The sequence below is a fragment of the Scytonema hofmannii PCC 7110 genome (assembly GCF_000346485.2).
Taxonomy (GTDB): domain Bacteria; phylum Cyanobacteriota; class Cyanobacteriia; order Cyanobacteriales; family Nostocaceae; genus Scytonema; species Scytonema hofmannii.
Genome location: NZ_KQ976354.1, coordinates 9,966,397 through 9,985,440 on the forward strand (window position 1 = coordinate 9,966,397; position 19,044 = coordinate 9,985,440).

Below are 19,044 nucleotides of genomic sequence, written 5' to 3' on the forward strand. Positions count from 1 at the left end.
TTCTTCTCACTTTATCAGTACAATGTCCAACATCGTTTATTTCAACCTACGTGCCCACTCAACTGTTAATTCCACTCTCGGAATAGTGCAGGAGTTAGTGCGGCGGGGAGAACAGGTAGATTACTATTGTTATGAGGAATTCCGCAATAAAATCGAGTCTGTAGGTGCCCAATTCCATCAGCTTCCTGCCAATCCTGATTTGTGGTTGGACGAAACTGCAACGCCTCAATCTGCCTCAATGGAAACGAGTTTGGAAGCGATACCGATTCTATTGGAACATTTTCAACGCGATCGCCCAAAGCTACTTATCTTTAATTCAGCGTGCTTATGGGGATGCCTTCTTGGTGAGTTGCTCAAGCTTCCCACAGTTGCTACCCACATTCATCACCTTGTACCACGCCGATTTATTCCACCGCTTCCAGTACTTTTAGCACCAAACTGCATCAGAAGATTTTCTGAAAACCCAAAAATTGTTGACAAACACAGAAGCCTTTGGACTCAGTTGAAGCAAAAATATCAGTTTGAGCGCGTGAAAAAGAACGATTTGTTCAAGCTAATGCGCTATATGCTCTTCTTCCACGGCGATCTGAATATTGTCTTCACATCTGAAACTTTCCAGATCAAGCGAGAAAACTTTGACTCCAGTTACGTCTTCACTGGTCCGTGTTACAGTAAAAGCTTGCTTGAACCGGAATCTTGCTGGGCGAAAATTGAAGGAAAGTCAGTGATTTATATTTCACTTGGGACAATATTCAATCAGAATATTCCCTTCTTTAAAAAATGCCTGCAAGCGTTTGGGAATAGTCAGCATCTTGTGGTAATGACTGTTGGTAATTCTGTGGATATTAATTTGCTTGGAGACATACCGCCTAACTTTATAGTCAAAAATTTTGTACCGCAACTAGAAGTTATTAAGTACGCTAGCGTCTTTATTTATCATGGTGGTATGCAGAGTACTTTGGATGCACTAACTCACCAAGTTCCACTAGTTTTGTTTCCTCAATATTCAGAGCAATATTTGACAGCCCATAGATTAGAGGAGTTAGGTGCGGGGATATGGGTTAAACAGCAAAACATTGAGCCAATGAAATTGCGCGAATTGGTGGAAAAGGTCATGCAGGATTCGTCCATTCGTGGCAACGTTAAGCGATTAGGTAAATCATTGGTAGAAGCAGGAGGAACTCAAAGAGCCGTTGACAAGATTCTAGAATTCAAACAGCAATTTAGCAGACTTTAAATGAGGCAAGGATAGAATAAAGTGTCAAATATAGTTTTCTTTAACGTTCCTGCTTGGTCTCATATTAATTCAACTTTGGGTATAGTACAGGAACTAGTTCGACGTGGAGAACAAGTAGATTACTATTGCATTGAGGATGAGGAATTGCGGCATTTGATTGAGAAAGCTGGGGCACAATTTCAACCACTTCCTACCTCTCTAGATGCATGGAGTTCTTCATCAGTCAAATCCTATTTGATAGAAACCAGCCTAGAAGTGCTGCCAATTTTGTTAAAACAATTCCGACGCAATCCGCCAAAGCTGCTCATTTTTGATTCAATGTGTTTGTGGGGACGCCTGCTTAGTGATTTGCTGAAGCTTCCCAGAGTGTCTACCTATAGCCATGTCGCCCTACCACCTGATTTTTTTCCAAAGATATCGCTGGAGTGGTTGGCAGCGTTCTTAGCACCTCGCTTTTTTCCAGCGTTATCGTTTCTGTTTCCAGATGCCAACTTCTATACAATCCCCAAAAAACTGCAATTGATTTACAATCACAGACATCTGTGGGCGCAGTTGAGACAACAATACTCAGTTGAGGGCTTGAAAATAGACGAGCTGTTCCACGTACCGGGCGATCTAAATATTGTCTTCAACTCAGAAACCTTCCAATTTAAGCGCGAATTGTTCGACAATAGTTACATTTTCATGGGTTTGTGCAGCGGCAAGCAACCCCCTGACTCTGACTTTCCGCTAGCAGATCTTGAAGAAAAGTCCGTTATTTATATTTCGCTGGGAACGCTATTGAATGAAAACATTCCTTTCTTCAAGAAATGCCTACAAGCTTTCGGTCATAGCCATCATCTGGTGGTGATGGTTGTTGGTAAGTCTGTGGATATGCAGTTGCTTGGAGAGATTCCGCCTAACTTTATTATCAGACATTTTGTTCCCCAACTGGAAGTCCTCAAGAACTCCAGTGTCTTTATCACTCATGGGGGTATGAATAGCACAATGGAGGCGTTAATTGACGGAGTGCCGTTAGTTGTATTTCCTCAAGCTACCGATCAGTACTTAGTAGCTAGTAGGGTACAAGAATTGGGTGCAGGAGTATGGGTCAAACAGCAAAACATTCAGCCGCAGAAATTGCGTGAATTGGTGGAAAAAGTCATGCAGGATTCGTCCATTCGTTGCAATGTGGAGCGATTAGGCAAATCCTTGGTAAAAGCAGGCGGCACTCAAAGGGCAGTTGACAAAATTCTAGAATTAAAACAACGAGCCAGCACACCTAAATAGCGCGTGATGCCTCGTAGCGAATAAAAAACATTACTCAAGAGTAGAGTCGAAAGTCATTGCCTTTTAATTAAACAATGAATTGGGCGATATATGCTCTTACTTTATCTATAGGATTATACACCCATTTCTTCACGGCTTTGATAGCAATGGCTCATGGCATTTATGTAACTTTTCTACAACACTTTCGCTTTAACAAAAGTCTTGTCAATTATCTCTTGGGAACTTCAGTTGGGGTATTTATTTTTCTTCCTTGGCTATTTGTACTCATCACTCATATCAACACAGCACAACAGCTAACGTCGTGGCTATCATTTATAAAAACAGTTACTCCTTTCGATTTGATTGCTATTTTTCTCTTTCGACTTACTCGAATATTTTTTGATATTAACTCAATGAATATATCGCTAAATTGGGGGCGATCGCTTGCGTTACCCTCTGGAATTTCTGGCTCAACCTAAAGCTAAACTGGCAGGTGAGAGAAGGCGATATAGAAAAATTTTCTTCCAGTTTAGAGCGAAAAATGTAAATTCTTATAAAGTATTCTAAAAAATAGCCATCTTTGATGAGAGATTTCGATGGAAAACAACGCAAGTCAATCGATAGATCAGACACTCTCAAGCCAGGATGACCTCCTGCCTCGCTTCTTCCAACTGGCTCTAGCCAATGTTGTTTCCAACATCATGGTACCACTGGCGAATACCCTGAGCGTGGCTTTCTTGGGTCATTTGTCAGAAATCCATCATCTAGCAGGGGTTGCCCTAGCAGGAAACCTCACTAGCTTAGTCTTCCTGCTTTTAATCTCTTTACGAATGAGTACCACTGGGCTGACTGCTCAAGCAGTAGGACGAGATGACCAGGAGGCAATACTACTGGTAGGATTGCGTAATGGCTTAATTGCTCTGGTGCTGGGTGTTGCCATCGTCAGCTTAAAGTACCCTTTGCAAGAACTAGGCTTTACCCTGCTGAATGCCACCCCACAGGTCAAAGCTTCAGCAATTGCCTACTTCAACGCCCAAATTTGGGGAGCGCCTGCTGTTTTGCTCAACTTTGTCCTGATTGGTTGGTTTCTAGGACAGGAAAAAAGTGGTTTAGTTGTGCTGTTGTCCGTGGTTGGTAATGTTGCCAATATCGCACTCGACTACTTGTTGATTATTCGGTGGGGTTGGGAAAGTATGGGGGCTGGAGTGTCTTATACTACCAGCCAGTATCTGAGCTTATTGGTGGGATTGATTGTTTTCTGCTTGGAAATCGAGTGGCAAGATTTACGAGCCGTAGCTGGAGAAATTTGGGACACCTCAGCTATAATCTCCAGTTTCACCCTAAATGGAAACATTTTTGTCAGCAATTTTATTTTTCTCTTAGTTATCCTAATATTCAACTACGAGAGTGCAGCACTGGGGACAATTACTTATGCAGAAAATGCCCTGATATTACAGATATTCTTCCTGAGTAGCTATTTCACAGAAGGACTGGGATTTGGTACGGAAACCTTGAGTGGAAACTTTCAAGGAAAAGGAGAATCCGAACAGCTAAAAGCCCTAGTTAGGATTTCTGTAGGAACCAGCTTGCTAGTGGGACTCATTTTCGCTGGTGTGTGTGTGCTATTTCCTCAAACTGTATTTAAGCTATTAACCAATCACACCGAAATCACTGAACAAATTGATATTTATGTTTTTTGGTTACTACCCGTCCTAGGATTTAGTTCTGTTGCTTTCATGCTGGATGGCTACTTCTTGGGCTTAGCGGAAGGGCATACCCTTCGCAATGTTACCTTAGCCTCCTTTGCTGTAGGATTTCTCCCTGCGGATGTCGCCGCCTTTTCTTTTCATACTAACAGTAACCACATCTTGTGGTTGGCTTTGTCTTTGTTCTTAGTAGTTCGGCTAGTGCTGTTTGGGGTACAGCTACCTAGGACATTTAAATCGGACATTCCGTATCCACAACTGTCACAACCCGTTATTCTGGAAATAAACGAATAAAATCGTAAACATGATTGTTAGGGTCGAGGGGAACATTACTGTTCCACCCCTCCCATCCGAAACCTTGCTTGTAGTAGGGTAGGTAGCCAGCGAGTTACTAGTATTAGCACTTTTCCAACCACCCCCCTCCAAACGAAGCATGACGTAGGGTAGGCAGCCAGCGAGTTACCAATATTGGTACTTTTCCAACCTGAGTTCGACGTAAAAAAAAGACTAAAAACTAGATAAAGTTGACTTCTCTTTTTAACGCTTTTTTACTACTCATAAGCAGAATGAATTCATCACAAATTCATTTTACTTCTTTGAGTACTCAAGATATCTGATTTTTTTACCCATTTTCAATAAGCTTTACTTATTGAAAACAAAATCTATAGGTTGTGTTGCTACAATCTTTACTCTGCTTAGTTTTCAGCCTTTTTCTTACGCTGAACTCAGGTTTACTATAACCAACAACAGATGTATAATCTTATGAATGAAGGGGAGTAGCTACTGGCAAAAGTTTTTGTCAGTGCATCTGAATCAACATACTGGCGTAAGCCTGGTTCAGGTGACAAAAAGCTTAAAAAAGTCAAAAGTCAAAAATATCTGGTTGATTAAGTATTGACATTTGACTACGGCTGCTTATTGGAAGTGAGACCTTCACTAAGTTCACACAAGGAAAGTGTGAGCTTGGTGAAGTGTTGTCAACTCTCATCAAGCTCACATCGGTAGATGATTCTTCAAGGAGCTTGAGAAAGTGTTGTCAGCTTTTACAGCAGGTTTGTTATTAATTACGGTTTCTGAGTTAGGCGATAAAACATTTTTCATCGCTGCGATCATGTCGATGAAGCACTCACGGCGTTTGGTTTTTGCAGGTGCGATCGCTGCTTTAGCTGCAATGACGATACTTTCTGTAGCAGTGGGACAAGCCGTTTCGTTACTCCCAAAAAGTTTTATTCATCACGCTGAAATAGCACTGCTTTTTGGTTTTGGGGTCAAACTACTGTACGATGGATACCGTATGCCAGCAAGTACTTGTAGTACAGAAGTTGTTGAAGAAGCAAAAACCGCAGTGGAAGTTGCTGATACGCTATCGCCGAAAAAGAACAATTACTTAGGAGTCATACTACAAACTTTTGTGCTGACGTTTATGGCAGAGTGGGGCGATCGCACTCAAATTGCCACCATAGCACTAGCATCCGGGAATAATCCAATAGGGGTGACAACAGGTGCAATTTTGGGACACGCTATTTGTGCAGCCATTGCTGTCATTGGTGGAAGAATGATTGCTGGGCGAATTTCTGAGCGCACTGTCACCTTGGTTGGTGGATTTTTATTTCTTTTATTTGGTGTATTAGCCGCAGTTGAAGGGAAGTGAGAGAGTGAGGGAGTGAGAGAGTGAGGGAGTGAGGTGGTAGAATTTTCCCCTACTCCCTACTCCCTACTCCCTACTCCCTACTCCCTACTCCCTGATACTGCTGCTGCTTCCTTGTTAATTTCATCTTTATACTGAGCTGGTGCTAAAGCCGCAGCCCTAGTAAATAAAAGTTTTGCCTCTTCTGTTTTGCCTTGTTCCTTTAAAAGCATTGCTTTTGCTAAGACAGGACGAAAATCTTGCTTGTCGTTTTTAATTGCGCGATCGTAAACATTTAGGGCTTGAGCATATTTCTTCTGAGAGTCATAAACATTACCCAAAAGTACTTGTACCGCAACTGTATCCACACTTCCCGGCTGAATTTTATTTGCCTGAGCAGCAGTATTGAGTGTATCTTGTAGCAAACCAATAGCTGCCTCGGGTCGTTTTTGGTCTAACAGAAGTGCTACCATACCTTGCAATGCATCTAAGTCGCCCGGTTTATTTTCCAAAACCGAGCGATAAGTTTGAGCTGCGCCTTCTCTATCTCCAATTTGTTGTTTCGCTTGAGCAAGCAGCACTGCATATCGTGTTTGCTCCGGCTTCTGCTTGGCTAATCTTTCTAGAGGTTCAATTACCTCTTTAATATCACTCCCACCTAAACGTATCAGCTGTAAACGGGTTTCAATTAAGCCTCGCAGTGCTGTTTCGTTGTTTGGTTCTCGTTGCAAAACTTGTTCGTAACCCCTTGCAGCGTCTTGCAGTTTAGATTTTTGGTCTGAGGATGCCGAACTGTTTCTGTTGCTGCCAGATTCTTGCGTTGAAGGCTGCGTGTCGTTGAATACTGAAAACAAAGGAATCATTGACACTCCAACAAAAGCAAGAACTGCGAGTAGCAAAACTGCATTAACCATCCAGCGATTGCGAGATTGAGACACAAAACCGTCCTTAAACTCTAATAACAAAAGAAAGTATGAAGACTAAAGGATAAAGGATGAAAGTTGAATTACAATGTAACTCACTTCGTACTTCACACTTCCTACTTCCTACTTCAACCTTTAGTTGACATTATCGGTCACAGAAATCAATCGAGTTAAAAATTTTAAAAACTTTGCGGAATCTCGTGAGTTACTTGTGAATTTTATAACAAATAGCAATATACGCACTCCATACAAGTGTTGACTTTAGGAGGAAACTTCTGAGTTTGAGCTATGATATGCTTCCGAAACTGTTATAAAGGCGCTAAATTACACCTAAGCATAATATATATGCGAAGTTTCGCGTCTTAAATGTTATGTAGAGCGTTAAGGTGTAGTTGTCTTGAAAGGAAATATACTTACTCGTCCAGCACAAACGCTCTTTCCATCTGCCTTAGTAAAATCCCACAATGGGATCTGTCTCCGCCGCAAGGAGTTTTTATGACTTCCGACCTGATGCCGTCGCCTGAATCGTCCAATTTAACAGCTTCAATAGAAGCTCAAACAAATGAAGATGCAAATGTAAATGTAAATGCAAATGCATTTGCAGATGCAAATGACAATGCAGTGTCTTCCATTCCCGAACCAGAAAACTTGCCCGAACCCCCCGGTGAGACTGCCAGTGATGGGAACTTCGTTAGCAGGCAACAACCAATTCCGCCTCCTAGCGAACCAATGCAGTATCGAGCCATTGGCTTAGTCCGAGGTCGTTACGTTGCTAGTGACGAACAATTTACCCAAGGTAAAATGGTGACCTCAGATGATACAGAGCTTGATGCTGTCCTGCTAGGTCGAATTATGAGTTTGGTGAAAAATCATTTAGACTTGGAAGCAGAACATCTGTGGGTCGTTTATCCTCGCACTCGCCAAGAAAATGATAATTTGCACCTACAAATTGTAGGAGTTTGGGAGCCTGAAAAGTTGGCGCAAGGTCGTCAAGTAAGCGATGAACAAGAAGATACGGCTTCCGACGATTTGCAAACACCTGAAGAAGGCTCATCAAATTCCGTGTTGTCATCTTCAGCAATTCCAGACGGTGGCTTTTCCGTTCGTGGAGAAGTTGTTTACCAGTCTAATGAAGCGGGAAATTTGGTCATTAAAATTAAGCAGGCTCCACGCAAGCAAAATGACAAACCCAAGTATTTTAAGTTAAAACTAACAGCTAAGCTTGAGACTAGAGCAGTTGGTAAGTTCTGGGACTTTCAAGTCACGCGGAAAGCTGATTTATTATTAGTCGAAAGTGGTGAAGTTATTGCCGATTTACCCAAAAAGCGCAAACCACCAAGACAAGGTGGTTTCAGAGGAGGTGGGCGTCGTCCTGGCAGTTTTGGCGGTAAGAAACCATTTCCTCCCAGACAGAGGAGCGGGGAACCTCAACGCCCCATTCGGAAAACCGGCGACGCCTCTGCATCTACACCATCACGCCCCGCCAGTCCCGTCTCTACCAAACCTACTCCTAAGCCAGTGAAGCGCCCGAAACCAACTCAGGAGTAGGGAGTAGGGAGTAGGGAGTGGGGAGTAGGGGGAAGGAAACTGGGGACAAGGGGGACAAGGAAAACAAGGGAGAATAACTCTTGTCCAATCCAAAATCTAAAATCGTTCAATCCCCAATCCAAAATCCAAAATCCACAATCCAAAATCGTTTAATCCCTACTCCCTTCCCTTAAAACTCTGTCCATCGGTCTTGCGGCAGAAAAGACCTCTCCATTGGGATTTGAGCAACAGGTTCTGTGAGAGTAAACTCGCCTAATTCAATCCATTTTTTTAACTCTAGGGCAACTTGGCGGGAAAAAAATAAACTTGCAAGGGGTGCTACACGTACAGTTTTTCCTTCAATGGTTATGCGTCCGGATTTAAGTTGAGCATAACTAACTAAACCAAAGGTGGGACGAACTCGTCGAGGAATAGAAAAATCTACTACCGGGGCTACTAGATCTTTGTCTTGGATTGCACACTTTGCAACGACTTCTTCATTTAATACGGGAAGTGGTATCCCCACTCCCAACATTAAAGAAGGACCGTAGCTTTTGAAGTAACAACCTCTCACCCAATGGCTATCCATTTGCTTGGCATCGCCAATTAATGCTAAAGTTGCTGCGGGACCAATGGGTGTACGATTTGGTAACCGCTTTTGTAAGGGGAAATGCTGAGTCCCTTCCCAAGCAATGTAACCAATTCCACCTCCTAGAAAAATTCGCGTACCAATTCCAATAAGTTGTAAGTCTGGATCGTTAAATAAAGGGGCCATGGCACCTGGGTTGGAGTAAACTGCATTGCTCAAACGTGGTTGTAGCGGACCAAGGTAAGTGTACAACGGGCGATCGCCTCCATTCACCCCAACTATAAAATTTTGATATAGATTACGAGGATTAAATAAATAAAATTGATTTATTGTTTCACGAGTAATCGTTGTTTCAAAAGTGGCTCTTGGGTAACAATCTGTAACTTGTCCTTGCGCCCTTACTTGTACGTGTTTGCCAGCTATCAAGTCTTCAATGACATGACCCCCGCCACGTTCCCGGACTTCTTCGCCGTCCATCACTTCCACTGCACAACTTGCACCTAAGTACAAATCGACTGCTCCGAAACCAGAGTAGACGGGTACATTGTCTAACCAGCAGCGACGAATTTTAATTGGTGGGTCAGTGTGTCCGAGATTAATAATTGCACCACTAGACTCCATCGGCTCAAAAGTACCAGTTGTGATGACATCAACTTCCTTGGTAACTTTTGTTACACCAATTTCTTGAACTCGGACTTTTAATTCCTCAGCGGTCAGTACTACCGCCTGCTTGCGGTTGATTTTGTCATTGATTTCCGCAATTGTTCGCATATAAAAAGATGTAATTCCGATGCTTTTCACATCATAATATCAATCCTAAATCATTTATGAGATAAAGAAACCCGGTATCTCCGAAATACCGGGTTTCTAAGGCTCAGTATTTTCTCACAGATCAAATAGGATTGCTATATCTACACCAGTAACCAGTTCATTAGTAATCAATTTCTTGTTTTTTTATCAAGGAATTTCCGGTTTTGTGGTATTTCTCCATCGGTTATAAACAAACCTTAAGTGAAAAAATGATTAATTTTACTTAAGGTTTGTTTAAAGTAGATTGATAACTCAATATTTATACTGATATGTTTAAGAGCAAAGTAAAAAGTTAGAAAAGTTATATCCCCGACTTCTTTAAGAAGTTGAGGATATGGATAGATTTTTCACAAAAAATAGAGTCGTATTTATTAGTATTTTTGGCATTATTCAAGAAATTTATAAATTATAATAAAATTTATGGGGTTCAATTCTAGCTTGTCAGCAACACTAATTGGAATATCGATGGTTATTGTGCAGACGCAAGTTGCTGCAGCACCCTCTCCAATAGAAATTGATGAAATAGCACAAGCAATTACTGTACTGATTGACGCTGGAAATTTGGGTTCGGGTTCGGGAGTGATGATTAAGAAACAAGGTGATGTTTACTCTGTTGTCACCACCGCCCACGTACTCGAACGTCCCAAACTTAAATATGAGATTGTGACTCCCGATCATCAGAGGTATGTGCTTGATTACAAAACGGTTAAAAAGTTGCCTGCGGTAGATTTGGCAATTTTACAATTTACTAGCACAACAAATTATAGAGTTGCAAAGTTTGGTAATTCGGATAGTATCCAACGAAATGCTAAAGTTTATGTTGCTGGGTTTCCCGGACGTACACCTACAATTCAACGTCCAATTTATAACTTTATGGCTGGAAAAGTGATTGCAAATGCTTTGCGATCGCAACCCGTATCTGATAGCGGCTATAATTTGGTTTATGATAATTCAACTCTACCAGGAATGAGTGGTGGTCCGGTATTGAATGACCAAGGTGAGGTCATTGGAATTCACGGTAGAGGAGAAATTTTTAACTATGAGACTCCGAAGATAAATCCTCAAGTCGCGTTTGTGTATACAGGTAGGAGTTTGGGTATTCCAATTAAAACATTTTTGCAATTAACAGGTAGGGGTGAAACAAGCGCAATCCGACTTTTGCCTGAAATTCCAATTGCGGTTTTTCCTTAGAGATGCTTGAAAGGTTGTGGGCGAATAGTTTTCGACAAGTGAAGATTCCGAACCAGGTATTTTCCGTGGGCAGCTATATTAAAGAACAATCTGACTCTGAAGTCCGATAATTCTATCTGAACTATAATTTAAACTACCATGCATGACGTAAGCCAAACTATTAAAATCACAATCTTTGATACGACTTTACGAGATGGAGAACTTGCCTTGAAACGCAAGCTGACAGTCGAGCAAAAGATTGGCTTGGCAATAATTCTTGACGAGATGGGAGTGGATGCGATTGAGGTTGGTTATCCAGGAGCCTTCCACAAAGATTATGATGAAATTTTCATGGTGTCTCAGCAGGTCAAACATTCTACCATCTGCGGTTTGGCAAGTAGTCAACCAGATGAAATTGCTGCAGTTGCGGCGGCACTCAAACCTGCTGTTCGAGGACGCATCAATGTGTTCACGCCCATCGGCATTCAGGCAAATATGACAGTATCAGAGGTCTTGGAAACGATTCAAAGCAGTGTCTCCTTGGCAAGGAACTACTGCCCGGATGTGGAATGGTCAGCCTTTGATGCTACGGGCAGCCATCCCGATCTGGTGTGCAAAGCTGTTGAAACAGCGATTAAAAGTGGTGCAACGACGATCGCCATTCCTGACAGTCTGGGGGTTGCCTCGCCAGTCGAATTTTCTCACCTCATTGAAACGGTGATGCATCAAGTCCCCAATATTGACTCTTGCACTCTTGCAGTTCACTGCCACGATGACCTGGGGTTTGCGGTCGATAATTCCCTAGCAGCCTTGGATGTAGGAGCAAGGCAAATTGAATGCTCGATTAACGGATTGGGAGTACGTGCTGGCAATGCTGACTTGGCAAAGGTTGTGGAGGCGATCGCTCCAAATTCCACCTACTACACTGCTATAGATCGCTCATGGCTCAACCAGGCATCCGAGATGGTGAGCCAATTTATGGCAGGTTCGACATAGTTCAGGTGGTATGAACTCAAGAGCGATCGCCTAATTCCCCAAATTTTGTTTAAAGGACGTTCATTGCAGATCTTCTCGACCAATACCCAGGAAGAGTAATTTACTTTTAACGTCTTGCGGTTCAGTTCCACAGTAATAATACTGTTTATTATGTCGCAAATCAGCTAAATAATATCCAGGTTTGCCTCCATTTATACGGAACAATTCAATGACAACTTGCTGTTTTGAGATGCCATACAACAACTCAAAATCGTTGTAATCGATATTTAACGAAGGGAATCGCTTGTAAAAAAAGTGTGCGGGTTTTATGTGTTTTTATGCGTCCCCAACAAAAATACTCACCCAAGTTGCGAGTACTACACGACGAAAGTTTTTCGACAGTTTTGGATACCTGTAGAGGCTTTATATGTAACATCTTTACTGATGGATTATTTATGTCGCGTTGTACTAGTTATGAGATCGCCCCGATCTATCATTTTTTGCAAGAAAGTACCAGTCTGTTCGTCAGTCTCGTTAATTGGTCGAATCTGACATTAGGACGCAAACCAAGAAAAAGAAGCCTCACTCTTACTGAGGCTTCCTAGATTGTCAAAGCACGTTCATCGGACTTGGACTCGTCGTCCTCACCATATTTAAGTCCTTAATTCCATTTTTACGTCATCGCTAAACGCGATTTTACGTCGTCCGCTTTGGGTATCGACTTTAACCCACTTCTGTTGGTCGAGGGGTTCAAAGACCTTCTCGATTTGTGGTTGGGAATTGCTTACCTTGACTGACGTTGTTGTCCTGAGCTTGAATCACTTAATCTGTTGAAAGCGAATTCACCAACTTTAGTTCCTGACTCAAAGCCACCCTCGGCATCCCATTGGTAGTGAACACCAAGATAAACCCGGCTTCGACCGTTCTCCCGTGCGGCTTCTGTAAAGCTTGTAAAAGTACGGGTAAGTTTAACTCCGTTCTCATCGCGTAAGGCGTTTGGATCTTCGGTCGTTGCGGTGAAAGAGATAGAATCTCTTGCAAAGAAAAGCCGCATCATTGCTGCATGGGCTGCGCCAAAAGTGGCGTGACCGGAGATATAGGCAGGGAAAGCTGGTGAGAAACGCGTGCCATCAGTCATTGCTGAGAGCGGTTGCCAGTGGCGGTCAGGTGTTGTATCAGGGTTGTTGTCGGTATCAGCCTCACGGATCGCCGTTTCTGGTCGCCAGAGGCGAATCAAATTGTTCTCGTCATTTTCTTGAGGGAACAAATACTTCACATACCAAGCAACAATGGCGGCGTCAGCCATAGCAATGCTAACAAGCGCGAACAGGCGTGCTGTTTCAAGTAGGCTTTGCACAGTTCCTTCTTGCTTAGCCACAATTTGGGTGATAGTGTAAAGCTGACCTGGTGGTTTGGAAGTACCGTTAACGTCATTGGCCCAGAAGAAAGCGATTTCTGTTTGCTCCCGCGTCCTTTCTGAGGAATGAGCTTCGCCAAGTCGCTGCACTTCTTTAATTTGACCTGCGTAATCCCGGCCTGGTAGCAATTCTGAGTAATTACTAAACTTGCTAACATTCAACGCTGTCGTCGGCAGAAAATCATTAATTTGGCTCGTTTGCCATCCACCAAATGGGTTGACTTTACCCCACTGCGGCGTAACTGCTGCTCCTGAACCCGTTTCCCGCCAATCACCTGGAGTAAAACCAAACTCTACAGCAGGAGAATCGTTCGCCTTTTCTGAGCCATCTTTTTCGCGCTCAAGTAAAATTGCCTCTGCAACAGCCTCACCAAACTTTTGTGAAGGATCGTCTTTTTCCCAAGTCATGTTGAAGCGTTTACTCCAATCATCTAAAAATGACTTGGGATCGAAGCCTGCATTGAGTTGATGGGGTTCGAAAGGATTAGGCACTCCGCCTGGACTCGTTGCTGCTTGATTAATAAGTGTGTCAATCGTTTGCAGCAAAACTTTGCGTGCGGCATAGGCTGCACTCATTGCAGGATCTGCGCCTTTGACTGTATCCGGTAGATTGGATAGATAGGATTTGTAAGGATTGCCAGAAAGAGCATTAATCGCATCAAACATCGCAATGTGCATCATTGCTCCAATCCGGGCAATTGGACCGGGAGCACCGCCGAATTTGCGTACAGCTTCTAGGTAAATGTTGTTCCAGGGAATGATGACAGTATCTTTCATTTTTTTCCTCAGATAAATTTTTTCATCCTTAAGTAACCAAACAGAATTAATTACATACTGATTCTTGACTAGGTAACCTTTTCAGCCCAGATTTTGTGTAATCAATTGTGTGTCACTACTTAGTAATGTGTAGGTGAAAGCCATCGTAGCTTATGCAATTTTCAATAAATCTGCATCGTTGCTCAACTGCTTAAGATTTATTTGATAAATATGCTCTTAGTTTCTGTTGTACCAAGATTTCATATTGTATACTTTTTCACCATGGGTATAGAACGTGGCTGGGTCAGGCGAGTTGAGCGATGCTCCCAAACACAACTCGAAATCGTTGTAATCGATATTTAAAAGCTATATTCTACATAATGTAGCGCGATCGCTTCATAAGGTATCCGCTATTTCCAAGCGATCGCGAAGCTCAAGAATGGCTTGTTCCACACGAGTGTTCTTCTCCCTAAAAAAAGCACGCTTAGTATCGCATTATTCCTTCGTTGAGTCTATAGCTTGTTTGATAATTAACACAGCCATTTGAGACAAACAATTAAGCGGGTCTTACCCTTCGGGCTTGTAATTTGACTTGCATAAAAGTCGAACTCAGGTATATGTATGCATTGGACTCCCGTGGTATTGTAACTACGTATCGTATGGTAAACAAAAGGAAAAAGCATTGTTAAGTCAATATCATCGAAAAAAATTACTACATCACTTTTACTGTCTGGATGCCGATAATTCAGGCTTCATTGGGAAAGAAGATGCTGAGATTTTTGCCTCTAGGTTCACCAAGATCCGTAACGCAGAGCTTGGTTCAGAGATTCACAAAGATTTGTTGTTTAAGTGGCTTCAAATTTGGGAGAATTTTTGGTCTAAAGCGGATTTGGATAAAGATGGTAAGGTAAGTCCCGAAGAATTTTGTCAGGGTATAGAGCAAGCGGTTTCAAATCCAGATTACAATGACCCTTTAATAGAGGCTGTGTTTGACATTGTTGATTTAGACAGTGATGGTCACATATCACAACAAGAGCATCGACTCTTCTTCAGTGTGTTTGACCTAGATGCTGAAAAATCAGATTTTGTCTTCTCCAAGCTTGATATCGATAAGGACGGCATCCTCTCTAAAAAAGAGTTTGTTTCTGCTAAAAGAGAATTTCTAACTGAAAAGGAACCCGGTGCTGTAGGCAACTGGTTTTGGGGTTCTATGGAGTAATGTACGCCATACTTGTGGTGGATTACCGAAGAAAGACAGAGGCTTGGTTGCAGAGAGCAGAAGGTTCATATTGTAAATTTTAATACATCAGCAACTCTTTTGTGCCATCGGCTCATACGGTAAGACAGCCCTCCGCAGTTGCTTTAAGCGGGGGAAAGATAGCCCATCAACTTACAGATTTCAACAATGGTATGTTGTCCTTCAGTATAAAGCTTTACCGCTAACTGCCGCTTGGCTTGGTTGAGAGCTTTTGGTCTGCCCCATCTGAAAACCAAACTTCTTCCTTCTTTCTTCTTTCTTCTTCCTTCTTTCAAAATTTTGCGGAATCTGCTTTTAACTACGTGGTTTTTAAGATAGCGAGCCAAATACGAGAAAAACATTATGACAATCACCAGACTCAAAACTTTAGCTGTAGTGGGTAGTGCGATCGCAATGATAAGCGGCAGCTATTCATCTGCTTATGCAACTGAAACAAAAACGGTTAACCAACTACAAACAAATATATCAGAAGTTTCTATATTGAATAAAAATCAGCAAAAAAGTTCCGACCAACCAACAGTTGGCACAATTAAAGAACTAGTCACTGGTGATTTAATGTGCTACGTCACATTGTTAGATGAAAAAAATATTGAGCGTCGAGTTGGGGCTAGCTTTGAGGTTTGTGCAAAGGAAAAAACATTCTTAAATAAAAAAGTTCGTTTAACTTATGGAAATGCTCGAATAAATGACTGCCAAAGTATAGAACCTTGTGGAAAAACGAGAATAGAAACCATCGTTACGAAGATGGAGATTGTTGGTTCAAGTCAAGCTAAGAATTCAGCTAATACACGCACCATCACTAATGGTCAATGGACAGTCACGATTGGTAATATCAATTCTTGGTCAGGAGTGAACGGGACAGGAAACTTAAGTTATCGTGGCTGCGACTCTAAAGGCAAATGTATCAATTTAACTGGTGGTCAAATGACTTGTCGCCAGGGAATATGTGCCATGAGTTGGAGTAATAAAGATTATCAATATGTTCTACAGCAACCTATGGGTAATCCGGATCGCCCCTCATCTGCCTCATCAACTATCTTAACAGTCCGTCAAGGTTCTAAAGTTATTCTCACAGCCAGGGGTTTTAAAACGGTCGGTTCGTAGTGGGGGTGTGCTGTTTTCACCTTCGTTTTGACTGCGATCGCTACCAAAATATTGCGGTAAACGGCTATACTGCGAAATGGATTTTCACCATGGTCTACAGCTCGCGTTTATATCCACTTGTTGTACACACACTGCCCAAAATCCAAATGTGCCCATATATGCCTAGCACCACCTTCTACAACACCTTGTGCAACTAGCTCGTCATAGATTTGACAGCAGTGGAGATCTGCTGCTTCTTGCTCCATTTCTGACAATGTTCTTCCTAAGCTATAAAAGGAGTGCTCGTAATATTGCCATCGCCCTTATGCGTAGGTTTTGGAATGCAATAAGCGACGTGATACGACTGAAGCTATACCGCCCCCCATTCACCAGCAACCTAATAGAATAGAATGCAAGCAGTCCAGCGCATCAAAGGAGAATTTATGTCTAATTTCATTAGAGTTCAAGGAGAAACTTGTCCCGCAGGATATCGTCATGTGACTTACGTTGAGGCACTAGAAAATGCAAGACAATTGTGTTCCATACTAAAGGAATGGGACATTGCACGTCTGGCTCATGGTGCTTCTATGGATGGTTCTGGTTATGGTTGTAAAATCAGACCAGATGATGAGACAAGGTTAGGGCATTCCCTTTGTGTAAGAGGACAAAGTAATCTGTTTTAGATAGAAGCAAATAAGGAGCAATATTAAGGAGGAGATACATTTGAAGAGCGTTGACAACCCTTGAACGCACGGTTTTTACTGTCCCCTTAAGGGTGTAAGTTGCATGTTCAGAAGGTAGCTTTGCTGAGGATTGATTGCAGCTATATACAATTGGATCGCAACTCTACTAACTTCATCTGAGTTTTCAGTATGTCAAGTCACCTAAACGACTTCAATGACTATACTGCCAAACCGGGCTTCGTCTGCCCAACACTGAATGCCGTCTATATAGCAGTCATGACTTTTGTATTCTTCTTTACTCTCACCATCAGCATAATAAGCGATATACCCACCTGAGAAGCCTTCGTTGTAGAAAACGAGTTTCCTATCATTAATATCGGAGGCTTTCTTTGCACTGCTACAAACATACTTTGGGTATCTCGGATTGGGCTGAACGGCAGTGCCGCAAATAGGACAATTTTGTGCGGTCATTTCTTTTATGTATGGGGTGTGCTGTCTTCTCCTGTGCTACTCAATTTTATACGCCGGACTCACAGAGAGTCTTACAAAACTTTACAATGAGTGTGCAAGTGGCACAGAGCGATCGCTCAAGTTTCCCAAGCGAAGGAGAAGTGCGATCCCCTGAAGATTTAGTTCTAATAGCGGACAAGTGATCGCAAAAGGGGCAATAATAACGGTCATGCCCATTAACCCCCAAGTCTCTGGGACAACTTATTTCACCTAATAAAGAAAATGCTTTGACTGCATATAATTACTTGGGCATAGGACGAAAATCCATCAAACCTTATTTACAACTATTTAATGATGGGCTGTTAAACTTTATTATTTAGTTGTACTCAAGTTGCAGCCCTGACGGGGCGACAAAAGAGCTAGGATGCAGATAGGATAAGCTCCATAGCTCTTAGACCTCGTTGATAATACTTCAATTTATTGCGATTTAATCTCATTAATTCCGTGACTAAATCTTCACATGATTCCATGAAATTAACCCATGTTTGACCATATAATCCAATATAAAAACTGCTGTGTCGCCTTTCAATCCGCCCGTATTCTTTCACGCGACCCACATATTTTTGAACACCTTTTTGTTTAATTTGTTGTCCATGTATTGTGGCAGATGTGTATGCGATGGCTATTAATAAAATTAGAGAAATTAAGCGTTTATTTGAGACCTTAGTATCTTCTAAATTATAACCCCCGCTCTTAAAGTCTCGAAACATTTCTTCTATATCAAATCTTCTTTTATAGGCAGCGATCGCCAATTCTAGCGTGACTAAATTTGTGGCAATAAACCATCCTTCTTTTGGAGCTATTCCTTGAATTTTCCGTCTCCATTTACAAGCTACATTAAAATTGGTAAATCCTTTTTGTTTAGTGACCTTAACTCCTTGTAAAAAGAAAGATATTCCTGGTGATAAGCCTAAATCATTTAACTCTTGCCAAATCTCATGTTCCATTTCAATGAATTCGTTTTTTTTCAAACGAAGACAAAAAGATATGCCTTGCTCTCTGAGCCAACTTGCTAGTTTGACAGAACAAAATTCCCTGTCTCCCAAGAGACAAATTTTGTAATCCTTAAAAATTGGTAAAACTTGAGAGATTAACAATTTTTGTTCGTTAAGATTACTGCTTCCCAACTTAGATAGGAGTTCAAAATATACAGGAAAGGCTCTTTTATCCCAAACTACACTAATTACAAATAAATTAATGCAACCCCATGCAGTGCGATCGATGACTACATAAATCATTTTGTCAGATTGAAAATATGTTGACAACCATGTGGTAACAATCGGAAACCAAATTTTTTCAATTGTTAAGAATGGTAATGATAAAAATCTTTGTAATTTTTTTCGTCTGCTTTCAAATAAAATAGGGATTGGGAGATTTGTTGCTAACGCTTCTAAACTAACTTTTTTAATTGACTGTATAACATTAATTAAAATTGTTAGCAGTAAGTATTCGGTTGGGCTAAATTGACTTTTTAAGTGTATTTGGTAAAATGAAGGTATCATTGTCATTAGATAGGTCTTGTTGA

19 protein-coding genes are annotated in these 19,044 nt (G+C 41.7%); 11 read left to right on the plus strand and 8 right to left on the minus strand.

Going from position 1 to position 19,044, the window contains the following annotated elements:
• The first annotated feature begins 22 nt into the window (after positions 1–22).
• The 5 genes from WA1_RS42010 to WA1_RS42030 all read left to right on the plus strand — a co-directional run bounded on the left by WA1_RS42010 (position 23) and on the right by WA1_RS42030 (position 5,842).
• Positions 23–1,237 carry a macrolide family glycosyltransferase gene (locus WA1_RS42010; protein ID WP_017748551.1) on the plus strand — a complete coding sequence of 405 codons (1,215 nt, stop codon included), beginning with the start codon at positions 23–25 and terminating at the stop codon, positions 1,235–1,237.
• A gap of 21 nt (positions 1,238–1,258) precedes the next feature.
• Positions 1,259–2,506 carry a macrolide family glycosyltransferase gene (locus WA1_RS42015; RefSeq protein WP_017748550.1) on the plus strand — a complete coding sequence of 416 codons (1,248 nt, stop codon included), beginning with the start codon at positions 1,259–1,261 and terminating at the stop codon, positions 2,504–2,506.
• A 74-nt stretch (positions 2,507–2,580) separates the two neighbouring features.
• The gene (locus tag WA1_RS56070; RefSeq protein WP_026135221.1) at positions 2,581–2,964 is read left to right on the plus strand and encodes a hypothetical protein; all 384 of its coding nucleotides are present in this window, start codon (positions 2,581–2,583) and stop codon (positions 2,962–2,964) included.
• A 117-nt stretch (positions 2,965–3,081) separates the two neighbouring features.
• On the plus strand, positions 3,082–4,485 hold the full coding sequence (gntT, locus tag WA1_RS42025; RefSeq protein ID WP_017748549.1) for a guanitoxin biosynthesis MATE family efflux transporter GntT: 1,404 nt from the start codon (positions 3,082–3,084) through the stop codon (positions 4,483–4,485).
• A 736-nt stretch (positions 4,486–5,221) separates the two neighbouring features.
• Positions 5,222–5,842: a TMEM165/GDT1 family protein gene (locus tag WA1_RS42030; protein ID WP_017748548.1), complete on the plus strand. Its 621-nt coding sequence runs from the start codon at positions 5,222–5,224 to the stop codon at positions 5,840–5,842.
• Positions 5,843–5,919: 77 nt separating this feature from the next.
• Here WA1_RS42030 and WA1_RS42035 read toward each other — a convergent pair whose 3' ends face one another.
• Positions 5,920–6,756, minus strand: coding sequence for a tetratricopeptide repeat protein (locus WA1_RS42035; protein ID WP_026135220.1), 837 nt, complete (start codon positions 6,754–6,756; stop codon positions 5,920–5,922).
• Positions 6,757–7,236: 480 nt separating this feature from the next.
• Between WA1_RS42035 and WA1_RS42040 the strand changes: the two genes are divergently transcribed.
• The gene (locus WA1_RS42040; RefSeq protein WP_017748546.1) at positions 7,237–8,289 is read left to right on the plus strand and encodes a hypothetical protein; all 1,053 of its coding nucleotides are present in this window, start codon (positions 7,237–7,239) and stop codon (positions 8,287–8,289) included.
• Between the two features lie 169 nt (positions 8,290–8,458).
• Here the strand turns inward: WA1_RS42040 and WA1_RS42045 are convergent, their stop codons facing one another.
• Positions 8,459–9,628, minus strand: a complete 1,170-nt coding sequence (locus WA1_RS42045; protein ID WP_017748545.1) for a homocysteine biosynthesis protein — start codon at positions 9,626–9,628, stop codon at positions 8,459–8,461.
• Between the two features lie 459 nt (positions 9,629–10,087).
• On the opposite strand from WA1_RS42045, the gene WA1_RS42050 reads away from it, so the two are divergent.
• Both WA1_RS42050 and WA1_RS42055 read left to right on the plus strand, forming a co-directional pair.
• The gene (locus WA1_RS42050; RefSeq protein WP_017748544.1) at positions 10,088–10,858 is read left to right on the plus strand and encodes a S1 family peptidase; all 771 of its coding nucleotides are present in this window, start codon (positions 10,088–10,090) and stop codon (positions 10,856–10,858) included.
• Between the two features lie 138 nt (positions 10,859–10,996).
• Positions 10,997–11,833: a beta/alpha barrel domain-containing protein gene (locus WA1_RS42055; protein WP_017748543.1), complete on the plus strand. Its 837-nt coding sequence runs from the start codon at positions 10,997–10,999 to the stop codon at positions 11,831–11,833.
• Positions 11,834–12,596: 763 nt separating this feature from the next.
• On the opposite strand, the gene WA1_RS42065 is transcribed toward WA1_RS42055, so the two are convergent.
• Positions 12,597–14,006 carry a vanadium-dependent haloperoxidase gene (locus WA1_RS42065; RefSeq protein ID WP_017748541.1) on the minus strand — a complete coding sequence of 470 codons (1,410 nt, stop codon included), beginning with the start codon at positions 14,004–14,006 and terminating at the stop codon, positions 12,597–12,599.
• Positions 14,007–14,667: 661 nt separating this feature from the next.
• Between WA1_RS42065 and WA1_RS42070 the strand changes: the two genes are divergently transcribed.
• On the plus strand, positions 14,668–15,204 hold the full coding sequence (locus WA1_RS42070; RefSeq protein ID WP_017748540.1) for an EF-hand domain-containing protein: 537 nt from the start codon (positions 14,668–14,670) through the stop codon (positions 15,202–15,204).
• A 143-nt stretch (positions 15,205–15,347) separates the two neighbouring features.
• On the opposite strand, the gene WA1_RS54045 is transcribed toward WA1_RS42070, so the two are convergent.
• Positions 15,348–15,518, minus strand: coding sequence for a helix-turn-helix domain-containing protein (locus WA1_RS54045; RefSeq protein ID WP_272819340.1), 171 nt, complete (start codon positions 15,516–15,518; stop codon positions 15,348–15,350).
• A 67-nt stretch (positions 15,519–15,585) separates the two neighbouring features.
• Here WA1_RS54045 and WA1_RS58990 point away from each other — a divergent pair, with 67 nt between their 5' ends.
• Positions 15,586–16,347, plus strand: a complete 762-nt coding sequence (locus tag WA1_RS58990; RefSeq protein ID WP_017748538.1) for a hypothetical protein — start codon at positions 15,586–15,588, stop codon at positions 16,345–16,347.
• Between the two features lie 107 nt (positions 16,348–16,454).
• On the opposite strand, the gene WA1_RS57700 is transcribed toward WA1_RS58990, so the two are convergent.
• Positions 16,455–16,601, minus strand: a complete 147-nt coding sequence (locus tag WA1_RS57700) for a hypothetical protein (protein WP_158516765.1) — start codon at positions 16,599–16,601, stop codon at positions 16,455–16,457.
• A gap of 168 nt (positions 16,602–16,769) precedes the next feature.
• Between WA1_RS57700 and WA1_RS42085 the strand changes: the two genes are divergently transcribed.
• Complete coding sequence (locus WA1_RS42085; RefSeq protein ID WP_148662878.1) at positions 16,770–17,009, plus strand: hypothetical protein; 240 nt, start codon at positions 16,770–16,772, stop codon at positions 17,007–17,009.
• A gap of 201 nt (positions 17,010–17,210) precedes the next feature.
• Here WA1_RS42085 and WA1_RS42090 read toward each other — a convergent pair whose 3' ends face one another.
• The 3 genes from WA1_RS42090 to WA1_RS42095 all read right to left on the minus strand — a co-directional run bounded on the left by WA1_RS42090 (position 17,211) and on the right by WA1_RS42095 (position 19,021).
• Positions 17,211–17,480 carry a hypothetical protein gene (locus tag WA1_RS42090; protein ID WP_017748535.1) on the minus strand — a complete coding sequence of 90 codons (270 nt, stop codon included), beginning with the start codon at positions 17,478–17,480 and terminating at the stop codon, positions 17,211–17,213.
• Positions 17,481–17,561: 81 nt separating this feature from the next.
• Positions 17,562–17,690, minus strand: a complete 129-nt coding sequence (locus tag WA1_RS60830) for a hypothetical protein (RefSeq protein WP_272819341.1) — start codon at positions 17,688–17,690, stop codon at positions 17,562–17,564.
• A gap of 188 nt (positions 17,691–17,878) precedes the next feature.
• The gene (locus WA1_RS42095; protein ID WP_026135404.1) at positions 17,879–19,021 is read right to left on the minus strand and encodes an IS4 family transposase; all 1,143 of its coding nucleotides are present in this window, start codon (positions 19,019–19,021) and stop codon (positions 17,879–17,881) included.
• Positions 19,022–19,044 lie beyond the last annotated feature (23 nt).